General features: G+C 72.4%; 19 protein-coding genes. 2 read left to right on the forward strand and 17 right to left on the reverse strand.

What is annotated here, in order from left to right; translation table 11 throughout:
* Positions 1–42 precede the first annotated feature (42 nt).
* From lepB (ACZ597_RS00535) to proS, 10 genes are all read right to left on the reverse strand, one after another.
* Positions 43–942 carry a signal peptidase I gene (gene lepB, locus ACZ597_RS00535; RefSeq protein WP_471323089.1) on the reverse strand — a complete coding sequence of 300 codons (900 nt, stop codon included), beginning with the start codon at positions 940–942 and terminating at the stop codon, positions 43–45.
* A gap of 114 nt (positions 943–1,056) precedes the next feature.
* A complete protein-coding gene (gene lepB / locus ACZ597_RS00540) occupies positions 1,057–2,052 on the reverse strand; it encodes a signal peptidase I (RefSeq protein WP_471323092.1) in 996 nt (331 codons plus the stop codon).
* A complete protein-coding gene (gene lepB, locus ACZ597_RS00545) occupies positions 2,045–2,797 on the reverse strand; it encodes a signal peptidase I (RefSeq protein WP_471323094.1) in 753 nt (250 codons plus the stop codon). Before lepB (ACZ597_RS00545) ends, lepB (ACZ597_RS00540) begins: the two co-directional genes overlap by 8 nt.
* Before the next feature lie 44 nt (positions 2,798–2,841).
* Positions 2,842–3,192 carry a 50S ribosomal protein L19 gene (gene rplS, locus ACZ597_RS00550; RefSeq protein ID WP_030227407.1) on the reverse strand — a complete coding sequence of 117 codons (351 nt, stop codon included), beginning with the start codon at positions 3,190–3,192 and terminating at the stop codon, positions 2,842–2,844.
* 133 nt (positions 3,193–3,325) lie between these two features.
* Positions 3,326–4,147, reverse strand: coding sequence for a tRNA (guanosine(37)-N1)-methyltransferase TrmD (trmD, locus tag ACZ597_RS00555; RefSeq protein WP_471323097.1), 822 nt, complete (start codon positions 4,145–4,147; stop codon positions 3,326–3,328).
* Positions 4,147–4,725, reverse strand: a complete 579-nt coding sequence (gene rimM, locus ACZ597_RS00560; RefSeq protein ID WP_471323100.1) for a ribosome maturation factor RimM — start codon at positions 4,723–4,725, stop codon at positions 4,147–4,149. Before rimM ends, trmD begins: the two co-directional genes overlap by 1 nt.
* A 77-nt stretch (positions 4,726–4,802) precedes the next feature.
* Positions 4,803–5,042 carry an RNA-binding protein gene (locus tag ACZ597_RS00565; protein ID WP_007266827.1) on the reverse strand — a complete coding sequence of 80 codons (240 nt, stop codon included), beginning with the start codon at positions 5,040–5,042 and terminating at the stop codon, positions 4,803–4,805.
* Positions 5,043–5,044: 2 nt separating this feature from the next.
* On the reverse strand, positions 5,045–5,482 hold the full coding sequence (gene rpsP, locus ACZ597_RS00570; RefSeq protein ID WP_125817063.1) for a 30S ribosomal protein S16: 438 nt from the start codon (positions 5,480–5,482) through the stop codon (positions 5,045–5,047).
* 286 nt (positions 5,483–5,768) lie between these two features.
* Positions 5,769–6,365 (reverse strand): hypothetical protein, encoded by a 597-nt coding sequence (locus tag ACZ597_RS00575; RefSeq protein ID WP_125594841.1) that lies wholly within the window; start codon positions 6,363–6,365, stop codon positions 5,769–5,771.
* 202 nt (positions 6,366–6,567) lie between these two features.
* On the reverse strand, positions 6,568–7,980 hold the full coding sequence (gene proS, locus ACZ597_RS00580; RefSeq protein WP_471323103.1) for a proline--tRNA ligase: 1,413 nt from the start codon (positions 7,978–7,980) through the stop codon (positions 6,568–6,570).
* A 131-nt stretch (positions 7,981–8,111) separates the two neighbouring features.
* On the opposite strand from proS, the gene ACZ597_RS00585 reads away from it, so the two are divergent.
* Positions 8,112–8,792, forward strand: coding sequence for a methyltransferase type 11 (locus ACZ597_RS00585; RefSeq protein WP_471323106.1), 681 nt, complete (start codon positions 8,112–8,114; stop codon positions 8,790–8,792).
* Between the two features lie 12 nt (positions 8,793–8,804).
* On the opposite strand, the gene ftsH is transcribed toward ACZ597_RS00585, so the two are convergent.
* The 6 genes from ftsH to nsdA form a co-directional block, all read right to left on the reverse strand.
* Positions 8,805–10,727: an ATP-dependent zinc metalloprotease FtsH gene (gene ftsH, locus ACZ597_RS00590; RefSeq protein WP_471323109.1), complete on the reverse strand. Its 1,923-nt coding sequence runs from the start codon at positions 10,725–10,727 to the stop codon at positions 8,805–8,807.
* A 137-nt stretch (positions 10,728–10,864) separates the two neighbouring features.
* A complete protein-coding gene (ffh, locus tag ACZ597_RS00595; protein WP_471323112.1) occupies positions 10,865–12,439 on the reverse strand; it encodes a signal recognition particle protein in 1,575 nt (524 codons plus the stop codon).
* A gap of 296 nt (positions 12,440–12,735) precedes the next feature.
* Positions 12,736–15,168, reverse strand: coding sequence for a [protein-PII] uridylyltransferase (locus ACZ597_RS00600; RefSeq protein WP_471323114.1), 2,433 nt, complete (start codon positions 15,166–15,168; stop codon positions 12,736–12,738).
* 16 nt (positions 15,169–15,184) lie between these two features.
* A complete protein-coding gene (locus ACZ597_RS00605; protein WP_361610247.1) occupies positions 15,185–15,523 on the reverse strand; it encodes a P-II family nitrogen regulator in 339 nt (112 codons plus the stop codon).
* Positions 15,520–16,863 carry an ammonium transporter gene (locus tag ACZ597_RS00610; protein WP_471323117.1) on the reverse strand — a complete coding sequence of 448 codons (1,344 nt, stop codon included), beginning with the start codon at positions 16,861–16,863 and terminating at the stop codon, positions 15,520–15,522. Before ACZ597_RS00610 ends, ACZ597_RS00605 begins: the two co-directional genes overlap by 4 nt.
* A 262-nt stretch (positions 16,864–17,125) precedes the next feature.
* Positions 17,126–18,619, reverse strand: coding sequence for a transcriptional repressor NsdA (gene nsdA / locus ACZ597_RS00615; RefSeq protein WP_471323120.1), 1,494 nt, complete (start codon positions 18,617–18,619; stop codon positions 17,126–17,128).
* A gap of 407 nt (positions 18,620–19,026) precedes the next feature.
* Between nsdA and ACZ597_RS00620 the strand changes: the two genes are divergently transcribed.
* On the forward strand, positions 19,027–19,695 hold the full coding sequence (locus tag ACZ597_RS00620) for a bifunctional DNA primase/polymerase (protein WP_471323123.1): 669 nt from the start codon (positions 19,027–19,029) through the stop codon (positions 19,693–19,695).
* Between the two features lie 97 nt (positions 19,696–19,792).
* On the opposite strand, the gene ftsY is transcribed toward ACZ597_RS00620, so the two are convergent.
* Positions 19,793–21,016 carry a signal recognition particle-docking protein FtsY gene (ftsY, locus tag ACZ597_RS00625; protein WP_471323126.1) on the reverse strand — a complete coding sequence of 408 codons (1,224 nt, stop codon included), beginning with the start codon at positions 21,014–21,016 and terminating at the stop codon, positions 19,793–19,795.
* Between the last annotated feature and the right edge of the window lie 88 nt (positions 21,017–21,104).

Raw genomic sequence — 21,104 nt, forward strand, 5'->3', positions numbered from 1 at the left:
GCAGCGCCCCCATGACTCGGGATCGTCGACCTGGGCGGCACCCTACCGGGCGGTACGCCCCTTGGTCAGCCTCCGCCTGCGCCACATGACCAGCGGCACGGCTCCGACGAGCCCCAGCGCGGCCGGGGTGACCCCCGCCGTGCCCGGCCCGCTCGCCTGCGGCGAGTGCAGCGGCGCCGGGGGCTGCTTGCCGATGCCCGGCTGGTCGAAGGTGTCCGGCACGGGGAGGGTGGACCAGCGGGTGAGGGGCCACGCCACCACCACGGCCCGGCCGACGACGTCCTTGACCGGGACGAAGCCCTGGGTGGAGTCCTGCTGGTGGTAGCGGGAGTCCTGGGAGTTCTGGCGGTGGTCGCCCATCACCCAGATCTTGCCCTTGGGCACGGTGATCGGGCCGAAGGGGAAGTCGTCGCACGCGCTGTTGCCGGGAAAGATGTACGGCTCGTCCAGCGCCTTGCCGTTGACGACGACCGGTCCACCCTTCTTGCACTCCACGGTGTCCCCGCCGATGGCGATGGTCCGCTTGATCAGGTCCTTCTCGTCGGCGGACGGCATCAGGCCGATCTTGCTGAGGATCGTCTGCGCGATGTTGGGCTCCGGGGTGGGCTCCCCGGCCAGCCAGTTCGCGGGGTCGTGGAAGACCACGACCTCGCCGCGCTCGGGCTCCGAGCCGAACCACGGGGTCAGCTTGTCCACCAGCACCCGGTCACCGCGCTGCAGGGTGTTCTGCATCGAGTCGGACGGGATGGAGAACGCCTGCACCAGGAAGGTCTTGATCAGCAGGGCCAGCAGCAGGGCGATACCGATGAGGAGCGGGAGCTCCTTCCAGAAGGAGCGCTGCGGCTGCTCCGCCTCGGCGCCCTCCTCCTCGGTCTCGTGCCCGACGGCGTCGTCCGGCCGCTCCTCACCCTCATCGCGTCCGGATCGCGCGCCTACCGCCACGTCCCCCACATCCACTCCTCACTCGGAAAACCGCTGCCCGTACCGGAACAGGAACGGGCCCTCCCCTCCCCTAACGAGCGGGAGTTCCCTAAGGCGCGGGAGACCAGGGCCACACTATGCGAACGCCGTGCCGCGACGGCGCCGACCGGGCCCGCGCCGCCTGCCGCCGCGCACGGGATCCGGTACTTGCAGGAAGGTCGCCGGCTGGTCGAGTCCGCGCCAGTGGTCGTAGGGCCAGGCGATCACCACAGCCTGCCCGACCACGCCCTTCTCGTCGATGGTCCCTTCGAAGGCCTCGTCGAGGTGGTAACGGGAATCGGCCGAATTGGCGCGGTGGTCGCCCATCACGAAGATCCGCCCGGCCGGTACGCGCACCTCGAATCGGATTTCGGAGGGGGCGTTGCCGGGTGACACGTAAGGCTCATCGAGCGGCGTTCCGTTGACGGTCACCCGGCCCCGGGCGTCGCAGCACTTCACCGTGTCCCCGCCGATGCCGATGACCCGCTTGATCAGGTCCTGCTCGTCCGCCGAGGGCAGCAGGCCGATGAAGGTCAGGGCCTGCTTGATCTGCTTGACGCCCGCCGGGTCCGGTTCGGGCCTCGCGGCCTCGCCCTTGAGCCAGCCGCCCGGGTCCTTGAACACGACGACGTCGCCCCGCCGGACCTTCGAGCCGAACCACGGGGTCAGCTTGTCCACCAGCACCCGGTCCCCGATCCGGATCGTCTGCTCCATGGAGCCGGACGGGATGAAGAAGGCCTGCACCAGGAAGGTCTTGAGCACCAGGGCTATGCACAGCGCGACCGCCACCAGCAGCGGCAGCTCGCCCACGCGGCGGGTACGCCTGCGCCGGCGGACCTTGCGCGCCAGTCGGCGCCGTTCGGCCCGCCCACCGGGCTCGACGGGCTCGACGGGCTCGACGGACTCCACGCCCTCGGCACTCGCCGCCTCCCCGGGCGCCCGCTCCGGCGCGGCCTCGCCCGCGGGCTCCGCCGCGGGCGCGCGCCGGGGCGCCCGCTCCGGGCTCCGCCGGGGCCGTTCGGGCCGCTCCGCCCGGTTCCCCCGCCCCGGTTCCGGGCGGCCCGCACCTCGCGGGCGGCCGCGGCTACCCATGCGGGCCGTCCCCGGTCCGCGCCCCGGACACCGAACCCCAGCGCGACACCGGCCAGCCGATCCAGTCGGCCCGGCCGATCACCTTGTCCACCGGCACCATCCCCCCGCCAGGCTCCCCCAGGTGGTCCCGGGAGTCCCTGGACTGGGAGCGGTGATCGCCCATGACCCACAGGGTCCCCAGCGGGACGACGATCCGGAAGGGCACCTTCGAGGCCGAGTCCCCTGCGTACAGGTAGGGCTCTTCCACCGGGACCCCGTTGACCTGGATCCGGCCGCCCTGGTCGCAGCACACCACGTCGTCCCCGCCGACGCCCACGACCCGCTTCACGAAGTCGGTGTCGGAGGGCTCCGCGAGCCCGAGCGCCGAGAGCGCGCCGTGCACCGCGTCGGCCACCGGATTGCCGCCCGCGGGCTCCCGCACGAAGGACCCGGCGCCGTCGAAGACCACCACGTCCCCCCGCCGGGGCTCGGCGCCGAAACGGTACGCCAGCTTGTTGACCAGGACCCGGTCCCCCACCCGCAGGGTCGGCTCCATGGAACGGCTCGGGATCTGGAAGGGCTGGACGACGAAGTTGGCCAGCAGCAGGGAGACGGCGCAGAGCGCGCCGATCAGCCCGGCCCGCCGCCAGGAACCCGAAAGCCGGACCCCGAACGGCCAGGACCCGGGAAAAGCAGAACGCGGCCGCCCCTCCCCCTGTGCGGGGGAGGAGTGGCCGCGCTGTGTGAGCTCTGCTTCGGTGTCCATCGGGTGCGAGCCTATCCGCCCGTCCCCGGGACCCGGAGAGGAGATCAGCGGTCGCGCTTCTCCTTGATCTTCGCGGCCTTGCCGCGGAGCTCACGGAGGAAGTACAGCTTGGCGCGACGCACGTCACCGCGGGTGACGAGCTCGATCTTCTCGAAGATCGGGGAGTGGACCGGGAAGGTGCGCTCCACGCCGACGCTGAAGGAGACCTTGCGAACGGTGAAGGTCTCGGAGACGCCAGAGCCCTGGCGACGGATGACAACGCCCTTGAACTGCTGGATACGGGAGCGGTTGCCCTCGATCACGCGGACGTGCACGTTGATCGTGTCACCCGGGCGGAAGGCCGGGACGTCCGTGCGCAGGGAGGCGGCGTTGACGCCATCGAGCAGGTGAGACATGTTGTTCGTCTGCTTTCTTCGCACGACGCCACAGGTCGCCGGTGCGGGTTTCCGTAGAGAATTCGGGAGCCGTGCCACTCCCCGTACGGCGATCCCCCTGTGGCAGGAGCGTACGGAAGCACACAGCAGCCGCCTATTCTTCCACGGCCTGCGGCCTGCGCCAAAATCGGCCGTCTCCGGACGGCTTCCAGCCCAGGATGCTGAGGATCTCGCGGTCCTTCTTGTCGAAGGCCGAGGCCTCGCAGCGCTCGATCAGGTCCGGCCGGTTCTGCGCGGTGCGGCGGAAGGCCTCGTCGCGGCGCCAGCGGGCGATCTTGCCGTGGTGGCCGCTGAGCAGCACCTCGGGGATGCCCCGGCCGCGCCACTGCGGGGGCTTCGTGTAGACGGGGCCTTCGAGCAGGTTGGCCATCTCGCCGGGGGCGAAGGAGTCGTCGCGGTGCGACTCGGCGTTGCCGAGCACTCCGGGCAGCAGCCGGGCCACGGCCTCGGTGACGACCAGCACGGCCGCCTCCCCGCCCGCCAGGACGTAGTCGCCGATGGAGACCTCGTAGACCGGCATCCGCGTCGCGTACTCGTCCATGACCCGGCGGTCGATGCCCTCGTACCGGGCCGGGGTGAAGATCAGCCAGGGGCGCTCGGAGAGCTCGACGGCCAGTTCCTGGGTGAAGGGCCGGCCGCTGGGCGTGGGGACGACCATGACCGGGCCGTGCGCGCCGGTCTCGTAGCCGTCGGCCAGCGCGGAGTCCAGGGCCTCGCCCCAGGGGTCGGTCTTCATGACCATGCCGGGGCCGCCGCCGTAGGGGGTGTCGTCGACGGTGTTGTGCCGGTCGTACGTCCACTCCCGCAGGTCGTGCACGTGTACGTCGAGCTGCCCGCGCGCCCTCGCCTTGCCGACGAGGGAGACGTTCAGCGGCTCCAGGTACTCGGGGAAGATCGTGACGACGTCGAGCCGCATCAGACGTCGTCCCCGGACTTCTCGGCCTCCGGGGAAGCCTCGGCGTCGCGGGCGGAGGCGACCTCGGCGCGGTCGTCGATCAGGCCGGGCGGCGGGGTGATGACGCAGCGCTGCTCCTCCAGGTCGATCTCGGCGACGATCTCCTCGACGAAGGGGATCATGACCTCGGTGCCGTCCGGGCGCTCGACGATGAAGAGGTCCTGCGAGGGCAGGTGCGAGATCTCGGTGATCCGGCCGATCTCGGTGCCGTCCTCGAGTACGACGTCCAGGTCCATGAGCTGGTGGTCGTAGTACTCGTCCTCCTCCTCGGGAAGCTCCGCCGGGTCGACGTCCGCGATCAGGAGGGTGTTGCGCAGCCCCTCGGCGGCGGTGCGGTCCTTGACGCCCTCGAAGCGGAGCAGGAGCCGGCCGCTGTGCACCCGGCCCGTCTCGATGGTCAGCGGACCCGCCGACGCCGGTTCGGTCCGCAGCACGGCACCGGGCGAGAGCCGCAGCTCCGGCTCGTCGGTCCGCACCTCGACGGTGACCTCACCCTTGATCCCGTGGGCGCGGCCGACCCGCGCGACTACCAGCTCCACCTGTATCTCCTGTTCAGACGACAACGGGCCGGGGCGGGCACGTGTGCCCTCCCCGGCCCGTGCCGGTGTTCAACTGCTCAGCGGACCTGGTCCACGTCGACGAGGTCGACGCGGATCCCCCGGCCGCCGATGGCGCCCACGACGGTACGCAGAGCACGAGCGGTGCGGCCGTTGCGGCCGATCACCTTGCCGAGGTCGTCGGGGTGTACCCGGACCTCCAGCACCTGCCCGCGGCGCAGGTTGCGCGAGGCGACCTGCACGTCGTCGGGGTTGTCCACAATGCCCTTTACGAGGTGCTCAAGAGCCTCCTCGAGCATGCTCAGGCCTCGGTCGACTCGGCGGCGGCCTCAGCCTCGTCCGCCTTCTTGTCGGCCTTCTTCTTCTGCGTGATGGCCTCGCCCTTGCCCTCGCCGATGCCCTCGAGGGCCTTGGCGAACTCGTCGAAGGAACGACGCTTGTCTTCCTTCGTCGCCGGCTGCAGCAGCGGCGCCGGGGCCGGAAGGCCCTTGTGCGCCTGCCAGTCACCGGTGAGCTTCAGAATGGCGAGGACGGCCTCGGTGGGCTGGGCGCCCACGGACAGCCAGTACTGCGCGCGCTCGGCGTTGACCTCGATGCGCGAGGGGTTGTAGGTCGGCTGGTAGATGCCGATCTCCTCGATCGCGCGACCGTCCCGGCGGGTGCGAGCGTCGGCGACGACGATGCGGTAGTGCGGGGAGCGGATCTTACCGAGGCGCTTGAGCTTGATCTTGACTGCCACTGGAGTGGTGTCTCCTGAACTTGACGTGGTTGGGCACTTGAGATGCCACGTGGGGTTGCGGTACTCGGGTGCCCGATGGACGCGTCAGCCGGAGGAGAGAGGGGTCCTATGCGGCTGTCGAGTACAGCTGCCCATTGTGCCACACGCCCGCGGCGCTTCCGAGCGGGCGGGAGTTCCCCGGCCGCCCGCACCGCAGGTCGCGGAGCGGGCCGGACCGGCCGCGCCCCGGCCGCCCGTCCCGCTCCGCCGGACCGCGCCCGCACGCCACGTGCCGGGGCGGCCGCGCTCAGGATGCAGCCGCGGTGGCGACCTCGGGGATGCGGAAGGGCTTCATGCAGCCGCCGCAGACGATCGGCGCCTGCGCCAGCACGGAGGGGACCACCCGGACGTTGCGCCCGCAGTCGCAGACCGCCTTGACCCGCACGCCGCCGCCCGAGGAGCCGTGCCGGGCGGCCGGGCCCCGGAAGCTGCGCTTGGTGTCGGCCGCGGTGGCCGCCGTATGCGCCTTGAGGGCGCGCTGGAGCCGCTCGATGGTGGGGCGGTAGCGCTTCTTGGCCTCGGGGTTGAGGGTGACCAGGGAGAACCCGCTGCTGGCGTGCGGCTCCTCGGAGTGGTCCAGCCCCATCTCCTCGGCGATCGCGAGGAATCTGCGGTTGTGGTAGCGGCCGGCGCGCGAGGTGTCACGCACTCCGCGGGCGGCGGCGATGCCGTGGACTGCCTCGTGCAGCAGTCGCTCGAAGGAGAGCTCGGCGCCACAGGCGGACGAGGACTCTCCGATCAGGGACTCGGGCGCGGCAAGGTCAGGCAGCTCGGGGTGGTACCGCTGAATGTCGGCCCACGCCTGCGCCAGCTCTGCGGCGAGAACAGGTGGTGTCGTGCTCACGTCGTGACAACGAGCCGGGGGGCCCCGGTGTTCCGATTCCGGGCCATTCCAAATTTTTTGCACGTACCAGTCAGTTCACGCTGATGCGTCCTGACGAGGACGGGTGCGCATATCCCAGGAGGAGTCGGTACGTAACGAGGGCTATCGACACCGACGCCCCCGGCGCGCGGCCGGAGCCGCACGCCGGGGGCGCCGGGGCAAATCAGTAGGAGCGCGCGACGATCGCGAGCGTACCGGGGGCGTCGTCGGCCACCGGGACCGACCCGTCCTCGGCCACCAGGCAGCGCACCGAGACGGCCTGCTCGCCCAGCTTGGCCTCGCCCTCGGGGCCGAGGTCGGCCCACGGGATGCGCGCCCAGCCGCCCGCGATGGCGGCCTCGGCGGCCTCCTCGATGGTGGCGACGTCGCTCGTACGGGACTCGCGGCGCTCGCGGGACTCGCGCAGCAGCTGCGCCTGGTCCTCGTCGAGGACCTTGGGCAGCAGGTCGGCGAGCGCGTCGATCTGCACCGGGGTCTTCCCGCCCGGGATCCGGCGGGCCAGCATCGCGGTGCCGGCCTCCAGGTCGCGGGGGCCGATCTCGATGCGCACCGGTACGCCCTTGAGCTCCCAGTCGACCGCGCGGCGGCCGAAGGGGGTGTCGACGCGGTCGTCGACGTGGACGCGGATGCCCGCGGCCTTGAGCCGGTCGCCCAGCTCGCGGACCTTCGCGACGGCCTCGTCGCCCTTGATCGCCATGACGACGACCTGGACGTTGGCCAGGCGCGGCGGCACCCGCAGGCCGTTGTCGTCGCCGTGGGACATGATCAGACCGCCGACCATGCGGGTCGAGACGCCCCACGAGGTCTGCCAGACCAGCTCCTGCCGGCCCTCCTTCGACAGGTACTGGGTGTTGAAGGCCTTGGCGAAGTTGGTGCCGAGCTCGTGGCTCGTGCCCATCTGCAGGGCCTTGCCGTCGCCCATCATGCCCTCGAGGGTGAGGGTGTTGATGGCGCCGGCGAAGCGCTCCTTGGCGGTCTTGCGGCCGAGCACGACGTCGATGCCGAGCACGTTCGTCATGAAGTCGCCGTAGACGTCGCGGTGGATCCGGGCCGCGTAGTCGCGGGCGTCCTCGTACGTGGCGTGGGCGGTGTGGCCCTCCTGCCAGAGGAACTCGCTCGTACGGAGGAACACGCGGGGGCGCATCTCCCAGCGGACCACGTTGGCCCACTGGTTGATCAGCAGCGGCAGGTCCCGGTAGCTCTGCACCCACTTGGAGAAGTAGTCGTTGATGATCGTCTCGGAGGTGGGCCGGACGACGACCGGCTCCTCCAGCTCCTTGCCGCCGCCGTGCGTGACGACCGCGAGCTCGGGGGCGAAGCCCTCGACGTGCTCGGCTTCCTTCGTCAGGTACGACTGCGGGATGAACAGCGGGAAGTACGCGTTCTGTGCGCCGGCGTCCTTGATGCGGGCGTCCATCTCCTGCTGCATCCGCTCCCACAGGCCGTAGCCGTAAGGGCGGATGACCATGGTGCCGCGGACCGGACCGTTGTCGGCCAGCTCGGCCTTGTTGATCAGATCCTGGTACCAGCGGGGGAAATCCTCCGCCTGCGGGGTGAGAACGGGTGCCTTTGCCATGGCGCGAATGGTACGGCGCCGGGCGGGTCGAGCGTGAATCGGGTGGCGCGCTCCTCTGGACGCGGGGGCGAATGGGGAGTTCCCTGGCAACGGGGGCAAGGGGGCGACACGGAATCAGGAGCGCTCTTTCGATGACACCGACGCCGACGGCGACGCTCGTCGCCCGGGACTGGGCGGAGATCCAGGAACGGATGCTGGTACCGCTGTACGAAGCGGTATACGACCGGCTGGAGATCGGGCCGGGTGACCGGCTGCTGGGCCTCGACTGCGGGGCCGGGCTGGCCCTGCTGCTGGCCGGGGGGCGGGGTGCCGCCGCCACCGGCGTGGAGGCGGATCCGGCCCGCCGGGCGCTGGCCCGCGAACGGCTGCTGGAGGTGGTGGCGGCTCCCCCGGTGCCCGCCGCGCGCCCCTACGACGTACTGCTCGCCTTCGCGCCCTCCGCGGGCGCCCTGGCCGCGGCCCTGCCGGCGGTCCGGCGGGGCGGGGCGGTGGTGCTGGCCGGCTGGGGTCCGCCGGAGCGCTGCACGGTGCCTGCGGTGCTGGGCGGCGGCCCGGCGGCCCTGGACCTGGACGCGCTGGCGGCGCGGGCGGGGCTGGTGCCCGACGGGTCGGGGCGGGTGTTCTGCCCGTTCGGGTACGCGGACGTGGACAGCGCGGTCCGGGGCCTGCTGTCGACGGGGCTGTACGGCGGCGGGGCGGATCCCGCCCTGGCGGAGAAGGAGCTGTCGGAGGCCCTTCACCCGTACGAGCGGGCCGACGGAGCCGTCTGGCTGCCGAACATCTTCCGGTACGTCGTCGCCCGGGTGGCGTAACGGGGGCGCGGGTTATTTGGCGAGGCGGGGGATGCCGGCCGCCGCGTACGCCGCCTGCTCGTCCAGGGTCTCGGCCTCCAGGAGGGCCTCGGCGAGGGCGTCGAGTTTCGGCCGGTGCTCGCGCAGCAGGCGGCAGGCCTCCTCGTAGCACTCGTCGACGATGCGGCGCATCTCGTGGTCCACGGTGTCGAGCGTGGTGGGCGCGGCGGCCAGGCCGTACGGGCCCTGCCCGTCGGAGGGGACGGCGGTGAGCTTGCCGACGCGCTCGCTCATGCCCCAGCGGGCGACCATCCCGCGGACGATGTTGGTGACCTGTTCGAGGTCGTTCTCGGCGCCGGTGGTGATCATGTCGTAGACGGTCTGCTCGGCCGCCATCCCGCCGAGCGCGCCGATGATGCGGCCGCGGAGGTACTCCTCCGTGTACGCGTACCGGTCCGCGTCGGGGGTGGAGAGGGTGACGCCGAGGGCCCGGCCGCGGGGCACGATGGTGATCTTGCGTACGGGGTCGGCGCCCGGCTGGAGCATGCCCAGCAGGGCGTGGCCGCCCTCGTGGTAGGCGGTGCGACGGCGCTCCTCCAGCGGCATCACCAGGGGGCGTTCCGCGCCGAGCTGGACCTTCTCCAGGGCGTCGGAGAGGTCCGCCTGGGTGACCTGGCGCTGCTTGCGCTTGACGGCGAGCAGCGCGGCCTCGTTGGCCAGGTTGGCGAGTTCGGCCCCGGTCATGCCGGGGGTGGTGCGGGCCACCTGGGCGAGGTCGACGCCGGCGGCGAGCGGGATGTCGCGGGTGTGGATGCGCAGGATGGCCTCGCGGCCGTCCCGGTCGGGCGGGGAGACCACGACCGTGCGGTCGAAGCGGCCGGGGCGGGTCAGGGCGGGGTCGAGGACGTCCGCCCGGTTGGTGGCGGCGAGGACGACGACGCCCTCGGAGCCGGAGAAGCCGTCCATCTCGGTGAGGATCTGGTTCAGGGTCTGCTCGCGCTCGTCGTGGCCGCCCATGCCCGCACCGCCGCCACGCACCCTGCCGATGGTGTCGATCTCGTCGATGAACACGATCGCGGGGGCCACCTTGCGCGCCTCGGCGAAGAGCTCCCTGACCCTGGAGGCGCCGACGCCCACGATCATCTCGATGAACTCGGAGGCGGACGCGGAGAAGAACGGCACCCCGGCCTCGCCCGCGACGGCCCGCGCGAGGAGGGTCTTGCCGGTGCCGGGCGGCCCGGCGAGGAGGACGCCGCCGGGCATCCGGGCGCCCATGTCGCGGTACTGCTGGGGGTTCTTGAGGAAGTCGACGACGTCGTTCAGCTCGCCCTCGACCTCGTCGATGCCGGCGACGTCGTCGAAGGTGGTGCGCGGGGCGCCCGCCTCCAGTTCCACGGGCTTGGGCGGGCCCTTGCGGCCCAGCGCGCCCATCCCGCCCATGGCCGAGCCCATCCGGCGGGCGATGAGCAGCCACAGGCCGACGAGGAGCAGCATCGGGGCGAGCGAGATCAGCAGGTTGGCCAGGAAGCTGCGCTGCTCGACCACCGGGGAGGCGGTGACGGTGACGCCCTTGCCCGTGAGGCTGGACCACAGCTGGTCGTCGGCGAAGGCGGGGCGCTGGGTGACGAACTTGGTGTAGTCGCCCTTGCCGCCGGGGACGGGCTGCTCGCTCTTGAGCTGGCCCTGGATGGCGTCTCCCTTGGAGTAGATCTTGGAGACGTTCCCGTCGGCGACCTGCTTGCTGAACTCCGTGTAGGAGATCGTCGGCTCGTCGCCCTCGTTGAAGAAGGACAGCACGAGGTTGGTCAGCAGGAAGACGATCAGGGCGGCGAGGACCAGTCCGCGCCATCCCCCGCCGGGCAGCTTCCGCTTGGCGGGCGGGGCGGGCGGGGCGCCCTCCGAGCGCCAGGGGGTGTCGGCGCGGTCGCGCGGCGGTACGGGGGTGGGGCTGGGCACGTGGGCGCCTCCTTATGCCGTCATGCCGTCCTCCCGGCCGACCATAAGCGACAAATAGACCCGCTGCCCCCGCAGATGCGGAAGGGCCCCGGCCGCATGACGCGCCCGGGGCCCTTCCGCAGCGGCTTCCCGCCCTGCTACTTCATGAACTTCTTGAACTCGTCCGGCAGGTCGAAGTCCTGACCCGGCTGGCCGCCGCCGGCGGGGAGCCCGAACGGGTTGCCGCCCTCGGCCGGAGCGCCGGGCTGCGCGCCCTGCTCGCGGCGGGCCGCGGCCGCGGCCTCCTCTTCCTTGCGCTTCATCGGGTTGCCGCTCTTGCGCTTGCCCTTGGCCTGCTTGACCTGCTTCTTCTGCCGGCCGGGGCCGCCGCCCATGCCCGGGATGCCGGGCATGCCGGGCATCCCGCCGCCCTGGGCCATGCGGGACATCATCTTGCGGGCCTCGAAGAAGCGCTCCACCAGCGACTTCACGGCGCTGACCTCGACACCGGAGCCCTTGGCGATACGGGCGCGGCGCGAGCCGTTGATGATGTGCGGGTCCTGGCGCTCGGCCGGGGTCATCGACTTGATGATCGCGGCGGTGCGGTCCACGTCGCGCTCGTCGATGTTGTTGATCTGGTCCTTGATCTGGCCCATGCCCGGCAGCATGCCGAGGAGCTTGGAGATGGAGCCCATCTTGCGGACCTGCTCCATCTGGGCCAGGAAGTCGTCGAGCGTGAACTCCTTGGGACCCTTGGCGAGCTTGGCCGCCATCTTCTCGGCCTCGGCCTGCGAGAAGGTCTTCTCGGCCTGCTCGATGAGGGTGAGCATGTCACCCATGTCGAGGATCCGGCCCGCCATGCGGTCGGGGTGGAAGGCGTCGAAGTCGTCGAGCTTCTCGCCGTTCGAGGCGAACATGATCTGCTTGCCGGTGACGTGCGCGATGGAGAGCGCGGCACCACCACGGGCGTCGCCGTCGAGCTTGGACAGCACCACGCCGTCGAAGCCGACGCCGTCGCGGAAGGCCTCGGCGGTGTTGACCGCGTCCTGGCCGATCATCGCGTCGACGACGAAGAGGATCTCGTCGGGGCTGACGGCGTCGCGGATGTCCGCGGCCTGCTGCATCAGCTCCTGGTCGATGCCGAGGCGGCCGGCGGTGTCGACGATGACGATGTCGTGCTGCTTGGCACGGGCGTACTCGACGGAGTCCTTGGCCACCTGGACCGGGTCGCCGACGCCGTTGCCGGGCTGGGGCGCGTAGACCGCGACGCCGGCGCGGTCGGCGACGACGCTGAGCTGGTTGACGGCGTTCGGGCGCTGGAGGTCGCAGGCGACGAGGAGCGGGGTGTGGCCCTGCCCCTTCAGCCAGAAGCCGAGCTTTCCGGCGAGGGTGGTCTTACCGGCACCCTGGAGACCGGCCAGCATGATCACGGTGGGCGCGGTCTTGGCGAAGCGCAGCCGGCGGGTCTCGCCGCCGAGGATGGAGACCAGCTCGTCGTTGACGATCTTCAGGACCTGCTGGCCGGGGTTCAGCGCCTTGCTGACCTCCTCGCCGCGGGCCCTTTCCTTGACGTTCGCGATGAAGGAGCGGACGACGGGAAGCGCGACGTCGGCCTCGAGGAGGGCGATACGGATTTCCCGCGCCGCAGCGTCGATGTCCTGCTCGGAGAGGCGGCCTTTGCCCCGGAGGGACTTGAAGGTCGCGCTGAGGCGGTCGGAAAGCGTATCGAACACGGTGGTCGCGATTCCTCGGGTCGGGGGCGTGGTGGTCGTCCCCCAGGGTATCCGGCCGTTCCCCCTCCCGGGGGCGGGGTCGGGGGGCCGCTGCGCGGGGCCGTCCCCTGCCCGCCCTTCCACCGTTCCCAGGGGCTCCGCCCCTGACCCCGTTCCGTGCGCTCCGCGCCCGGCGCGCTCAAGCGCCGCGCGGGCTGGATGTATCCGGCCCCGCCGGCGTTTGAGGCACGGGGGTCTGGGGCGGAGCCCCCAGGGGACGGGCGAAGGGCGGGCAGGGGACGGCCCCGCGCAGCGGCCTACGTCAAGGCCGCCTGGACGCGGGAGGCGACTTCGGCGGCAGCCTGCGGCGGGAGGGGTTTGCCGTCCGGGTCGACCACGTAGACGGTGTCGACCGCGTTCGCCCCCAGGGTGGAGACGTGCGCGCTGCGCACCCGCACCCCCGCCGACTCCAGGGCCCGCCCGATCCGGTGCAGCAGCCCCACCGCGTCCGGGGCGCGGACCTCCAGGACCGTGGCCAGCGGCGAGACGTCCGGGACCACCGTGACGCGCGGCGGCGGCGGGACCACCCCCCGCCGGCGCGGGTACGCCGCCTCGCGGCCGGCCAGCTTCGCCGGGACGTCCAGGGTGCCGTCCAGCGCCCGCACCAGATCGGTCCGCAGCCGGGCCGCCTGCGGCAGCGCCCCGAACTCCGCGGCCACCCGCCAGCGCAGCACCAGCACCTCGCCCAGATGGTCCGGCAGCTCCAGGAACCGCAGGTCCGCAGCCCGTACCGTGAGCCGGTGCAGGGCGAGTACCCCGGACACCGCCGGGAGCACCCCGGGCTGGTCGGGGACGGCCACGACCAGTTCGACGCCGACGGCCTCGTCCTCCTCCTGCCGGGCGTGCAGGGTGAGCACCGGCTCCCCGGTGCGCAGCGCCTCCAGCGCCAGCCGCTCCTGCTCCGTGGTGGGCAGGTCCGGCTCGGGGCCGGCCGGCGGGGCCCCGCTCAGCACGGCGGCGACCCGCCGCACCAGGTCGGCCACCAGGGAGCCCCGCCAGGTGCTCCAGGCGGCGGGCCCGGTCGCGAGGGCGTCGGCCTCGGTGAGGGCGTGCAGGATCTCCAGGGTGCCCGTCGACCCGACGGCCCGGGCCACGGCGGTGACGGTCGCCGGGTCGTCGAGGTCCCGCCGGGTCGCGGTGTCCACGAGCAGCAGGTGGTGGCGTACGAGCGTGCCCAGCACGGCGGTGTCCTCGGCGTCGAAGCCCACCCGCACGGCCGTGTCGCGGGCGATGGTCTCGCCGACGACGGAGTGGTCGCCGGGCCAGCCCTTGCCGATGTCGTGCAGCAGGGCCGCCATCAGCAGCAGGTCGGGCCGGCCGACCCGGCGGGTCAGCGCCGAGGCCCGCACCGCCGTCTCGATGAGGTGCCGGTCCACCGTCCAGGTGTGCACGGGGTTGTGCTGGGGCCGGCAGCGCACCCGCTCCCAGTCGGGCAGCAGCCGGCTGATCAGGCCCTCGGCCTCCAGGGCCTCCCACACCCCCACCATCGGCTCGCCCGCGCCCAGCAGGGTCAGCAGCTGCTCCCGGGCCTCCGCCGGCCACGGCACGGGCAGCGGCCGGGCCTGCGCGGCGAGCCGGCGCACGGCGTGCAGCGAGACGGGCAGGCCCGCCTGCGCGGCGGCGGCGCCGAAGCGCAGGGGCAGCACGGGGTCCCGGTCGGGCCGGGCGGCGAGCGCGAGCACCGCCTCCCCGTCGGACTCCACCACCCCCTCGGCCAGCGGCGCCCGCTCGGGGGCGGTCGTCCCCCGGGTCCCGAGCAGTCCGCGCAGCCTCGGCCGGGCGGCCCTGGCGCGCAGCACCCGCCCGACCTCCCGCCAGGTGACGTCGCCGGCGTACGCGACCACCCGCGCGGCCCCGTACACCTCGCGCAGCAGCGCGTCGGCGTCGAGCAGCCCCAGCCGGGCGGCGACCTGGGGCTGTTCCTGGAGCGAGAGCCGGTCGGTGGCCCGGCCGGTGACCAGGTGCAGGGCGTCGCGCGCGTCCAGCAGCCGCCGCCGGGCCTCGGCGAGCCCCTCGCGCGGGGCGTCGGCGAGCCAGGAGGCGGCGACGGCCCGCAGGACGGTGGCGTCGCGGAGCCCGCCGCGCGCCTCCTTGAGGTCGGGTTCCAGCAGGAAGCGCAGCTCCCCGGCCCGCTCGGCCCGCTCCCGGCACAGGGCGTGCAGCTGCGGGAGGCGTTTGGGGGCCTGGTTGCGCCAGTCGGCGAGGACCGAGGTGCGCAGCCCGGCGAGCAGGCCGGCGTCGCCGGAGACGAGCCGCGCGTCGAGCAGTCCGAGGTGGGCCTTGAGGTCCTCGGCGGCGGTCTTGCGTGCCTCGGCGGGGGTGCGTACGGAGTGGTCCAGGGCCAGGCCGAGGTCCCAGACGGGGTACCAGAGGCGGTCGGCGAGGGCCTTCAGGTCGGCGGGGCGCGCCTTGCCGTCGTGGAGCAGCAGCAGGTCGAGGTCGCTGCGCGGGGAGAGGTCGCCGCGTCCGTAGCCGCCGACGGCGACGAGGGCGGCGCCCCGTACGCCGGTCTCCCGCGCGGCCCGCGCGAACTGTGCGTTCAGCCATTGGTCGGTCAGCCCGGACAGGGCGGAACGCCGGGAAGGCCCGGACCGCGACTCCTCCTGGAGGAGTCGCAGCCGGGCCTCGGCGTAGCCGCCGGGTCCGGAGCCGGCCGGGTCGTCCTGCGTGGTCTCTTCGACGCTCGTCACCCGGGGCTCCCGTCGTCTAGAGCGCGTCGGCGCCGCGCTCGCCGGTGCGGACCCGGACGACCGAGTCCACGGGGACGCTCCACACCTTGCCGTCGCCGATCTTCTCGGTCCGGGCGGCGCTGACGATGACGGAGATCAGCTCTTCGGCCTCCTCGTCCTCGACCAGCACCTCGATGCGGATCTTCGGTACGAGGTCCACGGTGTACTCGGCGCCGCGGTACACCTCGGTGTGGCCGCGCTGGCGTCCGTATCCGCTGGCCTCGGAGACGGTGAGGCCCTGGACCCCGAAGGCGTGGAGGGCTTCCTTGATCTCGTCCAGCTTGTAGGGCTTGACGATGGCGGTGATCAGCTTCATGCGTCGACCTTCTTGCTCGCGGCGGCGGGGGCGGGTGCGGCGGTGGTCCGTGCGGAGATCCCGCCGCCGGCGCCGCTGAAGTCGTAGGCGGTCTCGGCGTGCTCGACCTGGTCGATGCCGGAGACCTCGACGTCCTCCGCGACCCGCATCCCGATGGTCTTGTCGAGGAGGAAGGCCATGATCGCGGATACCACGAGGGAGTAGGCGAGCACGGAGAAGACTCCGACGGCCTGCTTGCCGAGCTGCTCCAGCCCGCCGCCGTAGAAGAGGCCCTTGGCGTCGGACTGGACGCCGCCGGTGGCGAAGAAGCCGACGAGCAGGGAGCCGGCGATGCCGCCGACGAGGTGGACGCCGACCACGTCGAGGGAGTCGTCGTAGCCGAACCTGTACTTCAGGCCGACGGCCATGGCGCACAGCACGCCGGCGATGGCGCCGACGGCGATCGCGCCGAGCGGGCTGACGGAGCCGCCGGCGGGGGTGATGGCGACGAGTCCGGCGACGGCGCCGGAGGCGGCTCCGAGGGTGGTGAAGGAGCCGTGGCGCAGCTTCTCGTAGCCGAGCCAGGCGAGCATGGCGGCGGCGGTGGCGACCTGGGTGTTGACGAACATGACGGCGCCGATGCCGTCGTCGTTGCCGAGCCAGGAGCCGGCGTTGAAGCCGAACCAGCCGAACCACAGCAGGCCCGCGCCGAGCATGACCAGGGGGAGGCTGTGCGGGCGCATCGGGTCCTTCTTGAAGCCGACGCGCTTGCCGATGACCAGGATGACGCCGAGGGCGGCGGCGCCGGCGTTGATGTGGACGGCGGTGCCGCCGGCGAAGTCGATGACGCCGAGCTCGAAGAGCCAGCCGCCGGCGCCCCACACCCAGTGGGCGACGGGGAAGTAGACGACGGTGACCCACAGGGCGGTGAAGAGCACCCAGGCGCTGAACTTGACGCGGTCGGCGAGGGCGCCGCTGATCAGGGCGGGGGTGATGACGGCGAACATCAGCTGGAAGACGGCGAAGACGTAGACGGGGATGGTGTAGCCGTCCCACAGCTCGGTGAGGCCGATTCCGCTGAGGCCGACGTAGTCGGAGTTCCAGCCGATCAGCGAGCCCGAGTCGGTGCCGAAGGCGAGGCTGAAGCCGTAGAGGACCCAGAGGATCGTGACGATCCCGAGGCTGATGAAGCTCATCATCAGCATGTTGAGGCTGCTCTTGACGCGGACCATGCCTCCGTAGAAGAAGGCGAGTCCCGGGGTCATCAGCATGACCAGGGCGGAGCAGATGAGCATGAACCCGGTGTTCGCGGCAGACAGGGTCGGGGCGTCTGCTGCGAGGGTCGTGATGGCTGATGCCATCGGCGTCTCCTCGTCGTCGGTACGTTCGCGTGCGGGCGATCGTGGGAAACCTGAGCGGCGGCGTAAGGTCTGGCCGGTTATTGGCCCTGAGATTCGCGCAGGACGGTTTCCGGCGGCGCCGCTGGGTGTTTCGCGCCGATGACGAAGAGGTCGGGCGTGTTACGCCTCCATGAACCGGTGAGGTACGGGTCCGGTCCGGGTCATGTGAGGGTCAGGCCGGGGTCGGGCGCACGTCAGGCGCGCGACCGGGCCGCGGGGCGGCTCAGACGGCCTCGGCGGCCTCGGGCAGCCGGGAGGCGAGGAGGTCGGTCAGCCGGACCACCTCGGCCACGTCCCCGTATTCACGGGCGGCGGTGTCGACGGTCTTGCGGAGCCGGGTGTTCACCCGTTCGGACCGCACCTTTCTCGCCACGTCGAGGGCTTGGTCGACGAGGACGGTGGCCTGTTCCGGCTCGCGCTGGAGCAGGTGGACGGTGGCCATGCCGATGAGGTTCAGGGCGTACGAGCGCTGGTGCTCCTCGTCCTTGGCGAAGAGTTCCACGGCCCGTTCCATCACCGGTTCGGCGAGGGAGGCGTAGGTGGGGCTGCGCCCGGCCACGTAGGCGAGGTCGCGGTAGGAGTGCGAGTTCTCGCCGTTGAGTTCGGCCTCGGAGAAGAAGCGGATCCAGTCGGGTTCGGGCTCGGAGTCGAAGCCGACGTCGGAGAAGGTGTCCTCGGCCATCCGCACGGCCCGCTTGCAGCGGCTGGGCTGGCCCATGTTGGCGTAGGCCCGGGCCTCCATCGCGTACAGCATGGCCTGGGTGCGCGGTCCGGCGCAGTCGCGGCTGCCGTACTGGGCGAGGTGGATCAGCTCCAGGGCGTCCTCGGGGCGGCCCAGGTGGATCATCTGGCGGCTCATCCCGGACAGGATGTACGAGCCCAGCGGTTTGTCGCCGGCTTCCTTCGCGGCGTGCAGGGCGAGGACGAAGTACTTCTGCGCGGTGGGGTGCAGGCCGATGTCGTAGCTCATCCAGCCGGCGAGTTCGGCGAGCTCGGCGGCGACCTTGAACAGCCTCTTCATGACCGGGGCCGGGTGGCTCTCCTGGAGCAGGTCGGTGACCTCGTGGAGCTGCCCCACGACGGCCTTGCGGCGCAGGCCGCCGCCGCACTGGGCGTCCCACTGGCGGAACATCACGGTGGTGGCTTCGAGGAGGTCGAGCTCCGGCTCGGACAGCCGGGGCGGCCGGTGCCCGCCGAGCGCGCCCGAAGGACCGGCGTCGGGGCGCGGTCCGAGGTCGGCGGCCGGGGAGGGTACGAGCCAGCGCTGCATGGGCTCGATGAGGGCGGGGCCCGCGGAGAGGGCGAGGGAGGTCCCGAGGAAGCCCCGGCGGGCGAGCATCAGGTCGCTGCGGGAGAACTCGCTGAGGAGTTCCACGGTCTGCGGGCCCGCCCAGGGCAGGTCGACGCCGGAGACGGAGGGGGTCTGGTGGGCGGTGCGCAGGCCGAGCTGTTCGATGGCGACGACGGAGCCGAAGCGTTCGGAGAAGAGCTCCGAGAGGATGCGCGGGACGGGTTCGCGGGGCTGTTCACCGTCGAGCCAGCGGCGCACGCGGGAGGTGTCGGTGCTGATGTGGTGGGCGCCCATCTGGCGCGCGCGGCGGTTGACCTGGCGGGCGAGTTCGCCCTTGGACCAGCCGCTGCGGACGAACCACGAAGTCAGCTGTTCGTTCCGGACAGCGGATTCGCCGCTCGTTCCGCTTGCGCCGTTGCCGCTCACTGGAACGCCCCCATCCGCATCGCCTCTTCACACGAACCCTGGCCGGGGCGGCCGTCTCCGCCAGGGACCTTCACAGGTCCTCCACCGATTGCCTCCGGCATACCCACGGTTGGGGTCCGCCGTCCAGGTTCGTGCACCGAAAGTAATCCTACGATCACCCCGTCGGCGAGGTCGATTCCAGAAACGCCACCATTCGCCACCCCTTCGAATGAACTCCCCACCGGCCAGGCGCGATTCACTTGACACCAAGGCGAAACAGCAGTGGTTGGACGGGAGTGCGCTCGGGGCGCGCGCGGCGAGGAGTGCGCCGGGCGGCTCCGGTGGACGGCGCGCGCCACCCGGCCTCCGACAGGTCTCGCCGACGTCGTAACCACCGGCGCGTCCGACCCGTTGGAGGGGGCATGGGCATGGGCTTCACGATCGGCGGCAGCCGCAGCACCAAGGAGTTCCGTTCCGGCGTCCGGCGCCGCGGACGTACCTCGGAGTGCACGACGGTGGCGGAGTACACCGGGCTCTGGGGCTGGGACGCGGTCCCGGGGGCCCGCGCCGCGGGTCCGGCCCGCGACTGCTCCTGCGGTCATACGAACTGCGGTGCGCCGGGGGCGCACCCGCTGGACTTCGCTCCGACCGTCCCGGGCGGCGCCACCCTGGACGAGGTCTCCGAGGTCTGGGGCGAGTACCCGGGCGCGGCGATCCTGCTCCCGGTCGGCCGCTCCTTCGACGTCATCGAGGTCTCCGCCGAGGCCGGGCGGCGCGCCCTGGTCCGGCTGGAGCGGATGGGCCTGCCGCTGGGGCCCGTGACGGCCACGCCGGACGGCCGGGCGCAGTTCTTCGTCGCCCCCGGCGCCGCCGCCGAGCTGCCCGAGCTGCTGTACCGGATGGGCTGGGACGACGCCGATCTCGACCTGCGCGCCCTGGGCCGCGGCGCCTTCCTCACCGCCCCGCCCTGCGACCACGCGGGCCTGGGCCCGGCCACCTGGCTGCGCGGGCCCGCGCTGGACAGTGCGGGCGGCCCCCCGCAGGCCCGGCTGCTGCTCGGCACCCTGGCCTACACCTGTCACCGCTTCCGCCGCTGAGGGCCCCCGCCCACGGCAGTGCCCCCGGGTCCTGGAAACCGCCGGACGGACACGGGGGCACTGGTCTGCGTAGATCCTTCGGCGGGGTGCCGGCTCCTCAGTCGCCGATGAGGGCGTCCACGAACGCCTCCGGCTCGAAGGGGGCCAGGTCGTCCGGGCCCTCGCCGAGGCCGACGAGCTTGACCGGGACGCCCAGCTCGCGCTGGACGGCGACGACGATGCCGCCCTTGGCGGTGCCGTCGAGTTTGGTGAGCACGATGCCGGTGATGTCCACGACCTCGGCGAAGACGCGCGCCTGGGTCAGGCCGTTCTGGCCGGTGGTGGCGTCCAGGACCAGGAGCACCTCGTCCAGCGGGCCGTGCTTCTCCACGACGCGCTTGACCTTGCCGAGCTCGTCCATGAGGCCGGTCTTGGTGTGCAGGCGGCCGGCGGTGTCGATGAGCACCACGTCGGCGCCCTCGGCGATGCCCTCCTTGACCGCGTCGTAGGCGATGGAGGCCGGGTCGCCGCCCTCGGGGCCGCGGACGGTACGGGCGCCCACGCGCTCGCCCCAGGTCTGGAGCTGGTCGGCGGCGGCCGCGCGGAAGGTGTCGGCGGCGCCGAGGACCACGCTGCGGCCGTCGGCGACCAGCACCCGGGCGAGCTTGCCGGTGGTGGTGGTCTTGCCGGTGCCGTTGACGCCGACGACCATCACGACGCCCGGGGTGTCGGTGCCGCTCTCGGTCTTCACGGCACGGTCGAAGTCGGTGCCGACCAGGGCCAGCAGCTCCTCCTTCAGCAGGGTGCGCAGCTCGGCGGGGGTGCGGGTGCCGAGCACCTTGACCCGCTCGCGGAGCCGCTCCACCAGTTCCTGCGTCGGCGCGACACCGACGTCGGCGATGAGGAGGGTCTCCTCGATCTCCTCCCAGGTGTCCTCGTCGAGGTGCTCGCGCGAGAGCAGCGTGAGCAGCCCCTTGCCGAGCGAGTTCTGCGAACGGGCGAGCCGCGCCCGCAGCCGGACCAGGCGGCCGGCGGTGGGCTCGGGCACCTCGATCTCGGGCGCGGCCGGGGCCTCCGGCTCGGCGACGGGCGCTTCGACGGCCTCGGGGGCCGCGGCCTCCGCCTCGGGGAGCACGACCTCCTCGATGGTCCGGCGCGGCTCTGCGACCGTCGGTGCGGAGTCCTCCCCCACCTGCGGTTCGGCGGGCGGGGCAGTGATGGTCGGCGTGCTCGGCGGCGCCGTGGGGGGCAGCTGCTTCTTCTTGCGGCTGCTGACCACGAGCCCGCTGATCGCACCGACCGCGACCAGGGCGATGACTACGGCAAGGATGAGGATTTCCATAACCCGTCCAGTATCCGCCACGACGGCCCCGGAGCCCGGACCTCGGCGCCCGTACCCGGCCCTAAGCCCCTATTTATGTGATTCGGCG

The organism is Streptomyces sp. NPDC040718 (assembly GCF_055593565.1).

Coding starts and splice junctions, on each gene's coding strand:
- lepB (WP_471323092.1), bottom strand. CDS start 2,052: ATGGGTAGCCGCGGCCGCCCGCGAGGTGCGGGCCGCCCGGAACCGGGG.
- lepB (WP_471323094.1), bottom strand. CDS start 2,797: ATGGACACCGAAGCAGAGCTCACACAGCGCGGCCACTCCTCCCCCGCA.
- rplS (WP_030227407.1), bottom strand. CDS start 3,192: ATGTCTCACCTGCTCGATGGCGTCAACGCCGCCTCCCTGCGCACGGAC.
- trmD (WP_471323097.1), bottom strand. CDS start 4,147: ATGCGGCTCGACGTCGTCACGATCTTCCCCGAGTACCTGGAGCCGCTG.
- ACZ597_RS00565 (WP_007266827.1), bottom strand. CDS start 5,042: ATGCTCGAGGAGGCTCTTGAGCACCTCGTAAAGGGCATTGTGGACAAC.
- proS (WP_471323103.1), bottom strand. CDS start 7,980: ATGGCAAAGGCACCCGTTCTCACCCCGCAGGCGGAGGATTTCCCCCGC.
- ACZ597_RS00585 (WP_471323106.1), top strand. CDS start 8,112: ATGACACCGACGCCGACGGCGACGCTCGTCGCCCGGGACTGGGCGGAG.
- ACZ597_RS00605 (WP_361610247.1), bottom strand. CDS start 15,523: ATGAAGCTGATCACCGCCATCGTCAAGCCCTACAAGCTGGACGAGATC.
- ACZ597_RS00610 (WP_471323117.1), bottom strand. CDS start 16,863: ATGGCATCAGCCATCACGACCCTCGCAGCAGACGCCCCGACCCTGTCT.
- ACZ597_RS00620 (WP_471323123.1), top strand. CDS start 19,027: ATGGGCTTCACGATCGGCGGCAGCCGCAGCACCAAGGAGTTCCGTTCC.
- ftsY (WP_471323126.1), bottom strand. CDS start 21,016: ATGGAAATCCTCATCCTTGCCGTAGTCATCGCCCTGGTCGCGGTCGGT.